Origin of the sequence: Paractinoplanes atraurantiacus (assembly GCF_900215205.1) — a bacterium.
GTDB lineage: Bacteria > Actinomycetota > Actinomycetes > Mycobacteriales > Micromonosporaceae > Actinoplanes > Actinoplanes atraurantiacus.
The window spans coordinates 96,697-111,470 of the sequence record NZ_OBDY01000008.1 but is presented as its reverse complement, the minus strand read 5'-3'; the positions used below and the strand labels follow the sequence as shown (position 1 = coordinate 111,470).

General features: G+C 68.8%; 11 protein-coding genes and 1 pseudogene. 6 read left to right on the top strand and 6 right to left on the bottom strand.

Annotation, left to right across the window (positions count from 1 at the left end; genetic code table 11):
* Window positions 1-6: 6 nt before the first annotated feature.
* From CRP55_RS20105 to CRP55_RS20095, 3 genes are all read right to left on the bottom strand, one after another.
* Window positions 7-456 (bottom strand): SitI3 family protein, encoded by a 450-nt coding sequence (locus tag CRP55_RS20105; RefSeq protein ID WP_097321649.1) that lies wholly within the window; start codon window positions 454-456, stop codon window positions 7-9.
* On the bottom strand, window positions 435-860 hold the full coding sequence (locus CRP55_RS20100) for a CdiA C-terminal domain-containing protein (RefSeq protein WP_097321648.1): 426 nt from the start codon (window positions 858-860) through the stop codon (window positions 435-437). Before CRP55_RS20100 ends, CRP55_RS20105 begins: the two co-directional genes overlap by 22 nt.
* A 563-nt stretch (window positions 861-1,423) precedes the next feature.
* Window positions 1,424-3,364 carry a galactose oxidase-like domain-containing protein gene (locus CRP55_RS20095; RefSeq protein ID WP_097321647.1) on the bottom strand — a complete coding sequence of 647 codons (1,941 nt, stop codon included), beginning with the start codon at window positions 3,362-3,364 and terminating at the stop codon, window positions 1,424-1,426.
* Between the two features lie 384 nt (window positions 3,365-3,748).
* Between CRP55_RS20095 and CRP55_RS20090 the strand changes: the two genes are divergently transcribed.
* Both CRP55_RS20090 and CRP55_RS20085 read left to right on the top strand, forming a co-directional pair.
* Complete coding sequence (locus CRP55_RS20090) at window positions 3,749-6,709, top strand: 3-keto-alpha-glucoside-1,2-lyase-like domain-containing protein (protein ID WP_097321646.1); 2,961 nt, start codon at window positions 3,749-3,751, stop codon at window positions 6,707-6,709.
* A gap of 144 nt (window positions 6,710-6,853) precedes the next feature.
* The gene (locus tag CRP55_RS20085) at window positions 6,854-7,831 is read left to right on the top strand and encodes a TerC/Alx family metal homeostasis membrane protein (protein WP_097321645.1); all 978 of its coding nucleotides are present in this window, start codon (window positions 6,854-6,856) and stop codon (window positions 7,829-7,831) included.
* Here CRP55_RS20085 and CRP55_RS20080 read toward each other — a convergent pair.
* Window positions 7,821-10,499: a glycoside hydrolase family 2 TIM barrel-domain containing protein gene (locus CRP55_RS20080; protein WP_097321644.1), complete on the bottom strand. Its 2,679-nt coding sequence runs from the start codon at window positions 10,497-10,499 to the stop codon at window positions 7,821-7,823. The two genes, CRP55_RS20085 and CRP55_RS20080, sit on opposite strands and share 11 nt — an antisense overlap.
* Window positions 10,500-10,622: 123 nt before the next feature.
* On the opposite strand from CRP55_RS20080, the gene CRP55_RS20075 reads away from it, so the two are divergent.
* From CRP55_RS20075 to CRP55_RS56245, 3 genes and pseudogenes are all read left to right on the top strand, one after another.
* Entirely contained in the window at window positions 10,623-10,943 is a 321-nt protein-coding gene (locus CRP55_RS20075) for a CocE/NonD family hydrolase (protein ID WP_097321643.1), read from the top strand.
* On the top strand, window positions 10,910-11,140 hold the full coding sequence (locus tag CRP55_RS20070; RefSeq protein ID WP_097321642.1) for a hypothetical protein: 231 nt from the start codon (window positions 10,910-10,912) through the stop codon (window positions 11,138-11,140). Before CRP55_RS20075 ends, CRP55_RS20070 begins: the two co-directional genes overlap by 34 nt.
* A 5-nt stretch (window positions 11,141-11,145) precedes the next feature.
* Window positions 11,146-11,844 (top strand): annotated as a pseudogene (locus tag CRP55_RS56245) (CocE/NonD family hydrolase); the annotation flags it as partial.
* 192 nt (window positions 11,845-12,036) lie between these two features.
* Here CRP55_RS56245 and CRP55_RS54740 read toward each other — a convergent pair.
* A complete protein-coding gene (locus CRP55_RS54740) occupies window positions 12,037-12,516 on the bottom strand; it encodes a hypothetical protein (protein WP_245923207.1) in 480 nt (159 codons plus the stop codon).
* On the bottom strand, window positions 12,510-14,177 hold the full coding sequence (locus tag CRP55_RS20060; RefSeq protein WP_143234752.1) for a bactofilin family protein: 1,668 nt from the start codon (window positions 14,175-14,177) through the stop codon (window positions 12,510-12,512). Before CRP55_RS20060 ends, CRP55_RS54740 begins: the two co-directional genes overlap by 7 nt.
* 45 nt (window positions 14,178-14,222) lie before the next feature.
* Here CRP55_RS20060 and CRP55_RS20055 point away from each other — a divergent pair, with 45 nt between their 5' ends.
* Window positions 14,223-14,747, top strand: a complete 525-nt coding sequence (locus CRP55_RS20055; RefSeq protein WP_097321639.1) for a GNAT family N-acetyltransferase — start codon at window positions 14,223-14,225, stop codon at window positions 14,745-14,747.
* Window positions 14,748-14,774: the final 27 nt, after the last annotated feature.

Below are 14,774 nucleotides of genomic sequence, written 5' to 3'. Positions count from 1 at the left end.
CCCGGATCACCCCTGGATCAGCTGATCGCCGGCCGGATTGGTCTCCCACCATGTGGCGCGCCGGTGTTTCGTCAGGGTGCCGTTGTGGCGGGCGAACAGGAGGATGTCGCCGTTGAAGCTGAAGGTCGCGTCCTCTGATCCGGTTTCCAGGAGCCGGCGCACCACGGTCAGCATGTTGGTCACCGTGCGCTGTGCGTCCGCGAACTTGTCCAGCCGGAAATTGATCAGAACGTAGGCATCCGGCTCCCACTCCCACGTCCCCTCGTCGGTCTGCACGTCGAAGTAGCCGTGCCGGCCGGCCAGAATCGACACGCCGAAGCCGTACCTCTCCAAATGGTCGGCGGACAGCTGCGGAGCGACACCCAGGGGGCGTTCGTCAGCCTCCGGGAAGGCGCGGGCCGCGACCTGATTGACGGGCGTCTCCCCGGCAAGGATCAGTCGGTATTCGAGAGCCATGGCAGCACTTCCATCGGTCGGTAGGGCGGAAGGTCGACCTGAACGATCTCACCGCCGCTGGTGATCACTTTGACCTCCTTGAGCCCCGGGATGGGCCAGTCGGCGAACTGCCCGCGTAGTGCCGACAGATCCCCACGCCAATCTTCCAGATTCACCAGCACCCGTTGGGTCTGGCCCACCTCGGCCTTGATTTTGACCTCGGTCCAGATGCCGCGGACGGCCTTGTCGGGATTGACGGGCGAGTAGCAGTCGAACACGCGGTCCTCGACGAGATAGTCCGGGGCTTTGCCGGGATCACCCACGTCGCCGGTCTCGCGCCGAGACCGGGCGACTTCGGCCTTCGACGGGTTCTGCCGAACTCGGTAGCCCTGGGCGGCGAGGACGTCGGCAGCCGAGTTCTCCATCTCCAGCGAGCGGCGAACCGTGGCGTCCTGGTCCGGGTCGACGGGGGTTCGGGGACCCTCCGGAACGCCCCCACGCGGGCCGGTCTGCGCGGTGAGCAGATCTTCGGCCGGTGACCTCTGCGCAGCTGGGTGACGGCCTCCGGTGCCGCCGTGCCTGGTCGAGCGACCCGCCCGCGAGACGTCCGCGACAACATCTTGCCCACCGAGAACGCTGTCGGCCCGCGAACTGCCGTGGGGCCTTGCCCGCGCGCCGTCGGGCCGGTCGCCGTCGCCGCCGTGCCCTCTGCTCCGTTGAGGCATTGCGCCCGACCGCCCATCGCTGGTCCGCCGTCAGCTGCCGACGGCCGCCATCGTACGAACCGGTCACCACCGTGGGTCGCGGTCGCCCGTCCATTCCGGCGGGTCGGCACGCACCCATGCGAGGGCGGCCGCGACGTCCACGTCAGCGTCATTGAATTTCGAGGGCAGTGGAATCGGGCCGATGCTTGTAGGAGGCACAGCCCTTCCCGTCGAGACGAGGGCGGCCAGCAGCGACCAGTCATCGCCTACGGGAAGGGGCACCCCTACCACGTCCACTTCTGGAGGGCGGCTCCGGTGCAGGTGACTATCTGGATCTGGGCTCGCTCGGCTGATGATGCGGCAGCCAGGCAGAGGGTGGTTTTCGCGGTGGGGCGGATTGTCTTGTCGGTGCCGAACTGCCACGTCTGGGCCGGGGTGCTATTGCAGGTGTAGATGAAGATGCGCTGGCCCGTCACGAAGTTCTGGCCGGGGATGTCCAGGCAGTTGCCCAGGACGCGCAGGGACTTGTCGTTCGGCAGGCGGGTCATGGCCTGTGCTCTGGTGCCGTTGCAGGTGTAGGTCTGCACATACGTCTTGAGGGTCAGGGAGGAGCCCGGGAGGTCGATGCAGCGGCCGGTGTCGTTCTTCGTCTGGCTCATCAGCGGGTTGGGGCCCTTGCCCACCTGGACCATCTTCGCTACGGACGGGACGCCGTTGGCGTCGACCACGAAGAGCATGTAGTAGCCGGGTGGGGCCACGCCGCCGTTCGGTGGGCCGGTGACCGTCAGCGCCGTACCGGAAACCGTGTATTTCAACGGGATGTAGCGCTGACCCTGGTCGATGCCGTGGGTGACGTCGCCCAGGCCGACCAGGCCCACCTTGCGGATGGCGGCCGCCTGCGGGGTGGTGACCGTGAAGTTCGTGCCGATGCCGACCGTGGCCGGGGCGGCGGAGATGACCGGGCGGTCGGCCAGGGCGCCGCTGCCGTCCTTCTTGTACAGGTACGGCGGCGTGAAGTATTCGATGTTCTTCTCCAGGTATCCGGCGGCCATGCAGGCGCCGCAGATGCCGCCGCCGCCGGTCATGACCCGGCCGTCGGGGAGCAGGGCCGCCGTCGAGTGGTACTGGCGGATGCGGCCGGCGCCGGCCAGCACCGACCATTGGCCGGTCACCGGGTCCCAGCGGTCGGCGGTCGTGATGGCGTGGGCGAGGTCGACGTTCGCGTTGACCGCCGAGTTCGTCATGCCGCCGGTGGCCAGGACCGAGCCGTCGGCGAGCAGGGTGGCGTTCAGCTGGCGGCGGCCGGTCGACAGGGAACCGGTCGGGGTGGTCGACGGGAACATGGTGGCGCCGGTGCTCATCACCACCGCCGTCTTGGTGGGGACGTTGGCCGTGCCGCCCTCGGTCATGTTGCCGCCGCCGACGACGACGGTCTTGCCGACGTCGTACGTGGCGAAGCTTCCGTAGTCGCGGAACATGCCGTCGCGGTTGCCGGTGGCCGTGATGATGCCGATGCCGGACGTGTTGACCGTCCAGCCCGTCGTGTACGGGCCGATGACCCCGAGCTGCGTGTCGGGGCGTGAGCCCATGAAGGCGTAGAGCCGGGAACTGTACTTGGTGAATCCGGAAAGGGCGCGAATGGCCCCGTTCGCCTGATAGACCTCACTGGTCGCGGGGCCGCCGCCGACAATGACATGTTCGCCGTTGGCCGTCTCCGCCAGTGCCGGGTACCACCGGGCCGCGGCCATGTCATTGCCGCGGGTCCACGTTTCGTTCTGCCAGTCGAAGACGTGGGTTTGAACGGTGCCGTCCAACTGGGCGTTCGCATTTCCGCCGGCGACGAGGATATTACCGTTGGCGAGGTGGGCGAAACCGGCGCAGAAGATGTTCGAGCCCTGCAGATCGACCCGCTTGTACGTGTCGTCGGCCGGGTTCCAGACCATCGCGCGGGTGAAGCTGTGGTCGGGGTACGACTCGCTCGAGTTGTCGCCGACCGAGTCCCAGACCAGCAGTTTCCCGTTCGGCAGCACGGCCGTGAAGACCGGCACGACCGCCGTGTCCAGCACCGCGCCCCACGAGCCGGACAGCCCGGGGTCGGCCGCGATGTTGGCCTTTTTCGTCGCCGTTCCGGGCCGCACCCCGGTCGACCGCTGAATGCGGGCCGCATTGTCGGCGGTCTGCCGCTCGATGACGCTCATCGGGGTTCCGGCCAGATCCTCGGCCATATGTTCCTGCGAATCGTCATGCGCGTGCACATGATCGGGAACATGTCCAGTAGCGGGTGTCACGTGAAATATGAATGTACCCAACAGCACCGATACGGAGAAAACAGCAAGGCGCCCACGCATGACAAAGCCCCTTCCCCCGAACAATCGAAAGAGTGGCTCACCTTAACCCCCCGTTAATACACTCTTCAATGTCTCAACCCCCGAGATTTGGTTGCATCGCACAGCCTGTCCGGCTAACGCGCGATGGCCGATCATCCTAGGGTGCACTTTTGACTCGAACGAGGAAAGTTCGGGCAGGATCTTCGAAAGCCATGGACCTCCGAGCGAAAGTGGCCCACGATATTCACCATCCTGAATCACGGCTGTAACCGGGGAGCGCCGATGAAACGACTGCTCGTGGGTGCCCTGCTAGTGGGAACTTTTGCCGCGGCGCCGGCCTATGCCGCCGCCGACCCGCCGCAAGAACCCGGAGTCACGCTCCGGACGTACGACATCGGCACGGCGATGAGCCGGGTCTGTGAGCTCAACCCCGGCCAGACCCCCAATGTGGACAAGCTGATGCCCACGGTGGACTGGTCGACCACCGATCAGTTCGGGCTGGGCGACAACTTCGTCACCCACGCGCTGGCCAACCTCACGGTGCCGGCCACCGGGCAGTACGCCTTCCGGCTCGTCAGCGACGACGGCTCGAAGCTGTTCGTCGGCGACACACTGCTCATCGACCACGACGGGCTGCACGACGTCGAGCCACCCGGCGAGGGCACGATCGAGCTGACCGCCGGCGTCTACCCGATCCGCGTCGAGCACTTCGACCGCGACGGCGGCCAGCGCCTCACCCTGTCGTGGAAGACGCCGGGCGCCAACGATTTCGCCGTGGTGCCGGCCAGCGCGCTCAGCACCGACGCCGGCGTGGTGCGGGTGACCGCGCCCGGCCGCAAGGAGTGCACCTCCGGCACCGACACGCCGGGCGACGGCCTTCCCCTGACCGCCGTCAACCCGGGCTACGACCTGAAGAACCTGCGCCCGCCGGGCTTCGAGCCGCAGGTGACCGGCATCGCGTGGCGGCCGGACGGCAAGATGGTCCTCTCCACCTGGGGCGGCTCGGACAAGGTGGCCGGCGAGGTCTATCTGGTCACCGGCGCGACCGGGCCGGGCCCGGTGACGTACAAGAAAATCGCCGAAGGCCTGAAAGAGCCCATGGGTATCGCCGTCGTCGACGGCCTGGTCTACGTGTCGCAGAAACACGAGCTGACCGAGCTGCGGGACACCAACGGCGACCAGGTGCTCGACGCGCGGCGCACGGTGGCGGTGTGGCCGTTCGGCGGCAACTTCCACGAGTTCGCGTTCGGGCTGCTGTACAAGGACGGCTACTTCCATCTGAACCTGTCGGTGTCGATCAACCTGGGCGGCGCGACGACCGACCCGCAGCCGGTCGGCGGGCGCGGCACGAGCATCGTGGTCAACCGCAAGACCGGTCAGGTCACCACTGTCGCCGGCGGCCTGCGCACGCCGAACGGCATCGGCTGGGGTGACAACGGCAGCATCTACGTCACCGACAACCAGGGCGGCTGGCTGCCCTCGTCCAAGCTGATCAAGATCGAGAAGAACGCGTTCTACAACCACTACACCAACCCCGACGGGCCGTACGACGCTCAGCCCGTGACCCGCCCCGTGCTGTGGCTGCCGCAGAACCAGATCGCCAACTCCCCCAGCACGCCCGTCCTGCTCAAATCCGGGCCGTACAAGGGCCAGTTCGTCATCGGCGACGTCACCTACGGCGGGTTGCAGCGCGCGTACCTGGAGAAGGTGAACGGCCAGGAGCAGGGCGCGGTCTTCCGGCACACGCAGGGCCTCGAGGCCGGCGTCAACCGGGTCTCGCTCGGCCCGGACGGCTCGCTCTACCTCGGCGGCCTCGGCGCCGACGGCAACTGGGGCCAGGAGGGCAAACTCCGCTTCGGCCTGCAGAAGCTCACGCCGAACGGCAAGAACGTCTTCGACATGAAGACCCTCAAGGCGACGCCGACCGGGTTCGCCATCGAGTACACCAAGCCGCTGTCGGACGAGACAATCGCGAAACTGCCGACGGCGTACGGCATCGAGCAGTGGCGTTACGTCCCGACCGCGCAGTACGGCGGGCCGGAGGTCGACAAGGAGACGCTGAAGGTGACCGGGGCCAAGGTCTCGGGCGACCGCAAGACGGTCACGCTCACCGTGGAGGGCCTGCGCCGCGACCGCGTCGTGCACCTGCGCTCGCCGCGCCCGTTCGCGGCCCGCGACGGTGAGACGCTGTGGAGCACCGAGGCCTGGTACACGATGAACGAGGTGCCCGGCTCGCAGAAGCAGGAGGTCTTCTACGAGGCCGAGGAGGGCTACCGCGAGGGCAGCGCGTCGCTCGCGACCGACCACCGCGGCTTCTCCGGCATCGGCTTCGTGGCCGGCTTCGGCAACCTGAACGCCTCGACCACCACGCACGTCACGGTCGGCAAGACCGGCGACTACGCGGTCGGTCTGCGCTACTCCAACGGCCCCAACCCGTTCAGCGGCACCAAGACGGTCAGCGTGCACGTCAACGACCGCAAGGTGAAGCAGGTGTCGCTGCCGTCCACGGTCACGTGGGACGAGTGGGCGACCGCGACCGAGACGCTGCGCCTGAACAAGGGCGTCAACAAGATCCAGTACCGGGTGGACGCCCTCGACACCGGGCACGTCAACCTCGACCTGATCAGCGTGCGCGAGCCCGGCCAGCGCATCGTGCTCTTCGACGGCAAGGGCCTCGACAACTGGCAGCACACCGACGGGCGGCGGCCGCAGTGGCCGGCGGTCGCGGGCAACGCGGTCGAGGTCTGCTGCGGCGACCTGCGCACCAAGGAAGCGTTCGGCGACTACAAGCTGCACGTCGAGTTCAAGGTGCCGCTGCTGCCGCCGGACGTGACCGGGCAGAACCGCGGCAACAGTGGCGTCTACCAGCAGGAGCGTTACGAGATTCAGATTCTTGACTCGTACGGCGACACGACGCTCGACAACAACGAGGCCGGCGCGATCTACACCGTCAAGGCGCCGGACGTGAACATGGCGACGCCGCCCGAGACGTGGCAGAAGTACGACATCACGTTCCGGGCCGCCCGCTACGACGCCGACGGCAAGAAGACCGAGAACGCCCGGGTCACCCTCGTCTGGAACGGCAAAACCGTGCACCAGAACGTGGAGATCCCGAACGGCACCGGCGGCAACATCCCGGAGGGGCCGGCTACGGGCTCGATCCGTCTGCAGGACCACGGCAACAAGGTTCAGTACCGCAACGTGTGGATCGAGCCGCTCTCAGGAGGTGTACAGGTTGGGTGACTAGGGTTCCGGGCTGAGGGGAGTACCTCGCTCAGAGCGCTGCGGTCATCACGGACGTCCCGGTACGTCCCCGTACGCTCGCCCGTGCTCTAGCGGGTGAGGGAGACCTCGGACGATGACGTATGTCCGAGGAGGCCTTCCCCGATGCTCGAATCCATCGCTTCTCCGCAGCTGTGGGCGATCAGCGTCTTGGTGCTGGTCGCCCTGCTGGCGGCCGACTTCTGGGTCACCCGCAAGCCGCACGACGTGGCGATGCGCGAGGCGGTCGGCTGGTCGGTCTTCTACCTGACCTTGCCGGCCGTCTTCGGCCTGGTGCTGTGGTGGGCGTACGGCAGCCGCCCGGCGATCGAGTTCTACACCGGCTTCGTGGTCGAGAAGTCCCTCTCGGTCGACAACCTGTTCGTCTTCATGCTTCTGCTCGGCGCCTTCGCCGTACCGACCGCTCTGGCCCAAAGGGTCCTGCTGTACGGCATCGCGGGCGCCCTGGTCCTGCGGGGTGTCTTCATCGCCCTCGGCGCCGCCGTCCTCCAGGCCGGCACGTGGGCGTTCCTGCTGTTCGGCGCGGTGCTGCTGCTGACCGCGGTGAAGGTGATGCGGGACGCCGCCCGCGACGAGGCCCACGAGATCGACATCGATCAGATGCGCAGCGTACGGCTGATGCGCCGCTTCTTCCCGGTGACCAGGGACTACCGGGGCTCCAAGCTGGTCGTCCGCGAGGCCGGCCGCCGCGCCCTGACCCCGCTGGCCGTGGTCGTGGTCGCCGTCTTCATGACCGACATCGTCTTCGCGGTCGACTCGGTCCCGGCCGTCTACGGCGTGACCGAGGACCCGTACCTGGTCTTCGCCACGAACGCGTTCGCGCTGATGGGCTTGCGGGCCCTCTACTTCGTGCTGCGCAACGTCCTGGACAAGCTGCGCCACCTCGACTACGGCCTGGCCATCATCCTGGCCTTCATCGGCGTCAAGCTCGTCCTGCACTGGGCCCACGGCATCTGGCCCTCCCTGCCCGAGGTCCCGACCCTGGCCTCCCTCGGCTTCATCGCCCTGACCCTGCTCACCGTCACCCTGACCAGCCTGGCCGCCAACCGCCGCGACGCGGCCAAGGAACTGGTCAGCCGCTGAAGGTGAAGGCCAGGCGGGCCTGGGCGGCCCGGTATTCCGCCGAAGGGCGGACGGCCGGACCGCAGCTGGCCGAGCCCAGGCCGGTGACGCCGGCCGCCAGGTGGACCCAGAGGAGGTTGCCCTCGGTCAGGTCGTCGGCGTGCCGGGCCTTTTCGAGCTGGGTGGTCGACCACGGGCGTACGGCCAAATCGAACGGTTTGTCGCCCTCGATATGCAAGTCGCCGTCGGGGCTGGACAGGGTCAGCCGGCTCACCGCCGAGCGGTTGCCGTTCTCCTGCGGCACCACGTACGGCGTCTGGGCCTCCCGGACCGTCATGCCGTACCGCCCGTGCCGGACGGCGGCCCGCGAGTCGGGGTAGCTCTCCCCCGGGCCCAGGCCCAGCCAGTCCAGCCACACCGAGCCGGGCGCGGGCGTTCGCAGGGCCAGCGCCACCCCCAGCCGCGGCAAGGGCAGCCGCCATTCGCCGCGACGGTCGATGTCCACCTCGAGCCGGTACGCCTCGCCGGCCGCCGCCCAGCGGTATTCCACGTCGAAACCGCTGTCCAGGCCGGGCGGCCCGTAGTGGACCCGCCGGCGCCACCACGTCTCGTCCGACCGCTCCTCGACGGTTCGCGCGACGAGCTGGTGCAGCCCGGCCGTACGCCATCGCTCCTCCAGGGAGGCACGGTCGTTCTCGGTCGGCGCCCGCCAGGCGTCCAGGGTGAGGGACGCGATCGGGAACGGCCCGAGCTTCGCCGGTCTCGCCGGCTTCAGCGACCCGATGGCGGCCGGTGCGGCGGGAGCCGGTCGCTGCACGAAGGCGATGTCGCCCGCCGTCACGGTCAGGCCGGGGCCCGGCGGAAGCGGGACGCGCCGGGAGGACAGCGGGCCGACCGCCGGCACGTCGAGAACGCCCTCGTCGATCACCATGTCGTCGGCCGACAAGGACCAGCCGAAGACCACCTTTTCGGTGCTGGTGAAGCTCCACCGGTTCTCGACGACGAGCTCATCACCGTCCATCCGCAGGCGCACTGGCGCGATCACCGCCGCGAACTCGGCCAGGCCGGGCGACGGCGCCCGGTCCGGCAGCACGAGCCCGTCGATGACGAAGGAGCCGTCGTGCACGGTCTCGCCGAAGTCGCCGCCGTACAGGCCCTTCTCGCCCAGGCCGTGGTCGATCCACTCCCAGATGAAGCCGCCGGCCAACCGCGGATGGGCGTCGATGACGGCCTCGTATTCGGCCAGCCCGCCCGGTCCGTTGCCCATCGCGTGCCCGTACTCGCACATGATCATCGGAAGGCCGCGGCGGCGCCGGTCACGGGCCGGGTCGGCCAGCGCCGGCTCCTCGCCCCGGCCGATCGCCGCCAGCTCGTCGTAGCCCGGGTACATCCGGCTGTAGACGTCGACGCTCTCGCAGTCGGCGTCCCCTTCGTAGTGGACCGGCCGGCTCGGATCCCGCTCCGCGGTCCAGCGGGCGTTGGCGGCCAGGTTGCGGCCCCAGCCCGACTCGTTGCCGAGCGACCACATGACGACGCCGGCCGCGTTCTTGTCACGCTCCACCATGCGCCGCATCCGGTCGAGGTAGACATCGGCCCAGGCCGGGTCGTCCGACGGGTTGCCGCGCCAGTCGACCAGCGAGAAGCCGTGCGTCTCGATGTCGCACTCCTCGACGACGTAGAGGCCGTGCCGGTCGCACAACTGGAGGAAGTACGGGTCGGGCGGGTAGTGGCTGGTCCGTACGGCGTTGATGTGGTGTTGCTTCATCAGCGCGACATCGCGCTCCATCGCCTCCCGCGACACGGCCCGGCCGCACTGCGGGTCGAAATCGTGCCGGTTGACGCCGCGGAACACCAGCGGCGCCCCGTTGAGCAGCAGGCGGCCACCCTCGACGCTCACGGTCCGGAAGCCGATGTCGAGCGAGACGGTCTCGGCGTCGGTGCTGACTTCCAACCGGTACAGCTGTGGGTTCTCGGCCGACCACGGTTGAACCTCGGTCAGCGGCGAGGACAGCTCCCATCGCACCGGCCGGGTACTGGTCGCCTCCACGCTCAGCGTGCCGCCGCCCTTGATATGGTCGTAGCCGGCCACGACCCGTACATCATCAATGCCCCCGTCCGGCCGATGCAGCAGCGCGACCGACCGGAAGATGCCGGACAGCCACCACTGGTCCTGATCCTCGAGGTAGCTGCCGAAACTCCACTGGTGCACCCGCACCGCGAGAACGTCGTCGCCGCCGGTCAGCAGGCCGGTCACGTCGAACTCGACGGTCAGCCGACTGCCCGAGGAGGTCCCGGCCGAGACACCATTGACCCACACCTCGAACCACGAGTCGACACCATCGAACCGCAGCAGCACCCGCCCGCCGTCCCACTCCTCCGGCCGGCGCACGACCCGCCGATATTCGCCGGTCGGATTAGCCTCCGGCACCCGCGGCGGGTCGATGGGAAAGGGAAAACGCACATTGGTGTACGCCGGTGAGCCGTACCCGTAAAGCTGCCAGTGCCCGGGAACCGGGATCTCGTCCCAGCCCTCACCCGGATCGGCCGGCGCCCGGCCGGTTTCCGCCGTCGGTGACCACGCGAAACGCCACAGCCCGTCGAGGGACAGGACACCGGCGTCCGTCGCCAGCCGAGCCCGTGCGGGCGCCGCGCCGGTGGGCGGCGCGATGATCTCGTATGCGGCGGTCATAGCATCGTTTCTACGCTGCCGGAGGTCATCCGGGCTATGTTGCGGTGATGGGAAGATTCACCCGGGTGGCCGGTCTCGCCGCGGACGTCGCGCTGGGACTGCCGGGCCGGCGCCTTCGGCCAGCTGTTCCCGGCGCCGTTGGCCCGCCGCGGCTTCCAGGTCCTCGTGCAGGCCACCCGCGGCACGTTCGGCTCCGGCGAGCAGTTCCGCCCATTCACCACCGAACGCGACGACGGCCTGGCCACTGTGGATTGGCTGCGGAAGCAGCCGTGGTGCGACGGGCGGATCGCGATGGTCGGCGGCAGCTACTTCGGTCACACCCAGTGGGCGGTGGCGCCGTACGCCGACCCGCCCCTGACGTGCGTCTCGCCCCACATCACCTCGGCCAACGTGACAACCGGCTGTTCTATGTGGACGGCGCACCGCAGATCCACACGGCGCTGAGCTGGTCGGCGCAGATCGGCCGCCAGGAGCGCTCGTTCCCGTTCCCCGACCCCCGCGTGAAGGGCCGCGTCCACCGGGCGCTGCGCCGATCGCCGTTGCAGGCCGCCGATGTGGCGGTCGCCGGTGCGCCCGTGCCGTTCTGGCGCGACTTCGTGGCGGCGTCTGGTCCCAGGCCGACCACGACACGGCCGATCTGACCCGGATGCCGCCGGTCAGCACGGTCACCGGCTGGTGGGACCTGTTCCTGGCCGGCAACCTGGCCGACTACGCGGCTCTGCGCGCGGCCGGCGTGCCCGCCCGCCTCGTCGTCGGCCCGTGGCTGCACGGCGAGCCCGGCGAGTTGCGCACCATCGTCCGTACGGACGTCGCCTGGCTCGAACACCACCTCCACGGCGGCCCGGCCCCGTCCGGCCCACCGGTCCGGGTCTACTTGCTCGCGTTCGAGGAGTGGCCGCCGCCCGCTGCCCCATCCGACTTCTACCTGCAAGGCGGCGGCGGCCTCGGCCCGTCACCGGATTCGTCGGGCCCGAGTCGCTTCACGTACGACCCGGCCGACCCCACCCCGACCGTCGGCGGCCCCTTGTTGCAGCCACCCGGCAAGCAGGCCGACAACGCTGCCGTCGAGTCCCGCCCCGACGTCCTGGTCTTCACCGGCCCCGCCCTCTCGTCACCGCTCGACGTCGTGGGCCCGGTTCGCGCCACCATTCACGTCCGAACCTCACTGCCGTACGCCGATGTCTTCGTCCGCCTGTGCGACGTCGACGAGAAGGGCGTCTCCCGCAACGTCGTCGACGGCATCCGCCGCCTGACCCCGCCGTCCGTCAGCCCGGTCGAGGTCGAGCTGTTCCCCACCGCCTACCGTTTCCGCCCCGGCCACCGCCTGCGCGTGCAGGTGAGCGCTTCGCCAGCAACATGGGCACGGACGAGCCGTTCGGAACCGCCGTCCGGGGCCTCAAGAACCACTTCGAGGTCTTCCACGACGAGCAGCACCCGTCCCACATCACCCTGCCCACGCTGTGATCCCGGCCCGGGTGCGCGCGGTCAGCGCCCTTGCAACGGGGCCGGCCCCGCCGCTCCGTCGTCGGCGCCGGCATCAGCTCGGCCGGCCGAGCCGGGTGAACGACAGGGCGAAGACGGTCGAGGCGAGCCAGCCGAGAATCGTGCACAGATTGAGCACCCACTCCAGCAGCCGGCCATCGTGCTCGGAAACCGGATACCAGGTGGAGCGCTGGTGCAAGTCGATCAGCGGCACCACGGTGTCGACGGCGTAGAAGAAGGGATTGAGGCAGCGGACCTTTCCATCACCGCAACGACCCGGCACGGCCTGCGACCCCGGCCCGGGCCGCGCACCCGATGGTGCGAAGACCAGCGCGTTCTGGTCGCTGGCGCGCATCTGCGCCTGAACGGCAGGCAGGCTGACCAGGACGGTAACCGCGGCGATCAGCATCAGTAGCAGGTAGACCGCCCGCTGTGGCCGAAACCCGTACCGGACGGTCACATCCTGGAGGAAGTCGAAGAATCGGTGCGGCGTGTTTCGGAAAGACCGCGCGTGTCTGCGCTGGGCGATCAGCACAGCTTCCGCACCGTCGCGGTCGCCGGCCGAACGGAGCACTGCGGCCAGGTGCTCCCAGGCACGCGGGTCATAAGGCCGCATGCGCGACAGCCAGGCGATGCGGGTGCCGGCGTGCCAGATCGCTTCGCCCCCGGCCTGACCAGCCGCGAACCGCTCGTAGGCGAAACCGCCGATGAAGGAGTCGCAGGGCCAGTCATTGACCGGATCATCGGCGAGATAGGACGTGGTCGTGCCCGTGAAGTCGGCCGTTCCCTGGACGAGCCGCCAGCCAAGGTCGACGCCCCCTCTGACGTCGGCGAATCGGGCTTCGAACGCGGCGCCCCGCGGAGTCGGTGTGTGCTGGGGCCCGGAGCGCTACACCATGGTGGCGCCATCGGTGCGCAGCCTGCCGTCGACAACGGCACGCTTGACGTCGACCAGTCCGACGGAGTGGAAGCGGCCAGGCCCCGACACTGCACGTCACCGGCCACCTTCAGACCGACGGCGCTCACGCCGCGCCGGTCCAGCGGCTTCGCCACAGTGGCGTACTCCATGGTCAGTGGACCCTCGATCCGGGCGTTGTCCAGGCGCACCGTGCCCTCGACCGAAAGCCCGGGCGCATGGAGGTCGCCCTCCACGATGGTCTGCTTCAGGTCGAGCGCGAGGTCGCCTTCGTTCCACACGGCACCGGCCAAACGGACTCCACCGTGAAGCCGGGCACCCGGCATCAGAAGCCCGCCGCGCACCACGGTGTCGCCTTCCATCACCAGCGATCCCTGAACGCTGAGTCGCGGCCCGAGCAGGAAGGTGCGGCCGCCGGTTGACTCGACGGTGTAGAACTGCCCTCCCCGGCCCGTCGGTGGGGCGGACAGGTCAGCACCGCGGATGAGCATCTGTCCATGAATCGTGGTGTGTGACATCTCGATTCGGCCGCGGAGCCGGCACCGCGCCAGTGTGTGGGGCGCATTCATGAGGAAGAGGCTGTTGCCGATGACCGCCTCGTTGAGGTCCAGCGCTCGACCGTCCTGCGGCAGGAGCTCGACACCGATCAGACCCAGCGACCCGGCCAGATGCATGGCCGGCAGACGAATCTCACCGGTGGCCCGGACATCCTCGATCCTGATGTTCCCGGCGATCCGCATCCGATCCGCGTGAATGGCACGGCCGGTCGCCGGCAGGATCTGGGTACCGACGGCAAGGAGGTTGCCGCCGATCTCGGCACCGGTGAGCCAGACGCCGGCGGAACGATTACCGCTTCCGCCGGCGCGGGTCTCGCCTCGGATCACCATGCCGGACAGGACCAGGTTGTGCGCGATCTCCGCGCCCAGGGCGATCAGTCCGGGCAACTCGTTCCGGCTGCCCTTCCGGAGATCTGTGGTGATCGCCAGATCGTGCAGGCGGGCCCCTTCCACGTTCACCGGATCGGTGAAGTCACAGTCTTGGAAACGCAGAGCGACGCTGATGGTGAACGCCCGCAAATCGAGTGGGCCGGTGATCCGCGCGCCGGCCAGTCGCACACCGAACGGGTCCGCCTTGTCGGCGGCCAGGCAGGCGGCCCGGATGTCGCTCGCCGCCACCTCCGCGCCCGCACAGTTCACACCACGCTGAGCCCGGGACGCTGCGAGCACCTGGGCGGCGAAGTCTTCATTCGGCTCAAGCGGCACCCATTCACGCTCGTTCACCCAACCCACAGTAGAGGCCGCGTATGACCCCGTTAAAGTCTCGGCGTGACGACGCGATTGCCCGAGGCCGAGATAGGCCCGGAGCTGCACCTCTCTCTGCAAGGCCTGCTCAGAGACTGTTTCCCCGGCTATCCGGAGCGAAGCTATTTCAAAATCCCACCCCATTTCCGGTACGTCGTCACGGACGGCACCACGGTGCGGGCGCAACTCGGGGTCGAGCTGCGCGTCATCCGGGTGGGCGACCAGATACTCCGTACGTTCGGGGTGGTGGATCTTTGTGTCCGCGAGGACAGCCGCGGACAAGGCCTGGCGAGCCGCCTGCTGGACGAGGTGACCGGCTACGCCGCCGCCTGCGGCATGGACTTCGTCATCCTGTTCGCCGACGACGACAGCCTCTACGGTCGTCACGGCTTCACGCGGGTCGACAACCCACTCAGCTGGGTGAAGATCAACGACCATCGCGTGATCGGCCTGGCCCAGGCGGTGACCCCACACGAGCTGATGGTCCGCCCGGTGAGCGGCGCCGCCTGGCCGGCCGGCGAGATCGACCTGCTCGGTCACGTCTTCTGAGGAGCCCCGGACCGGTGGTCCGGGGCT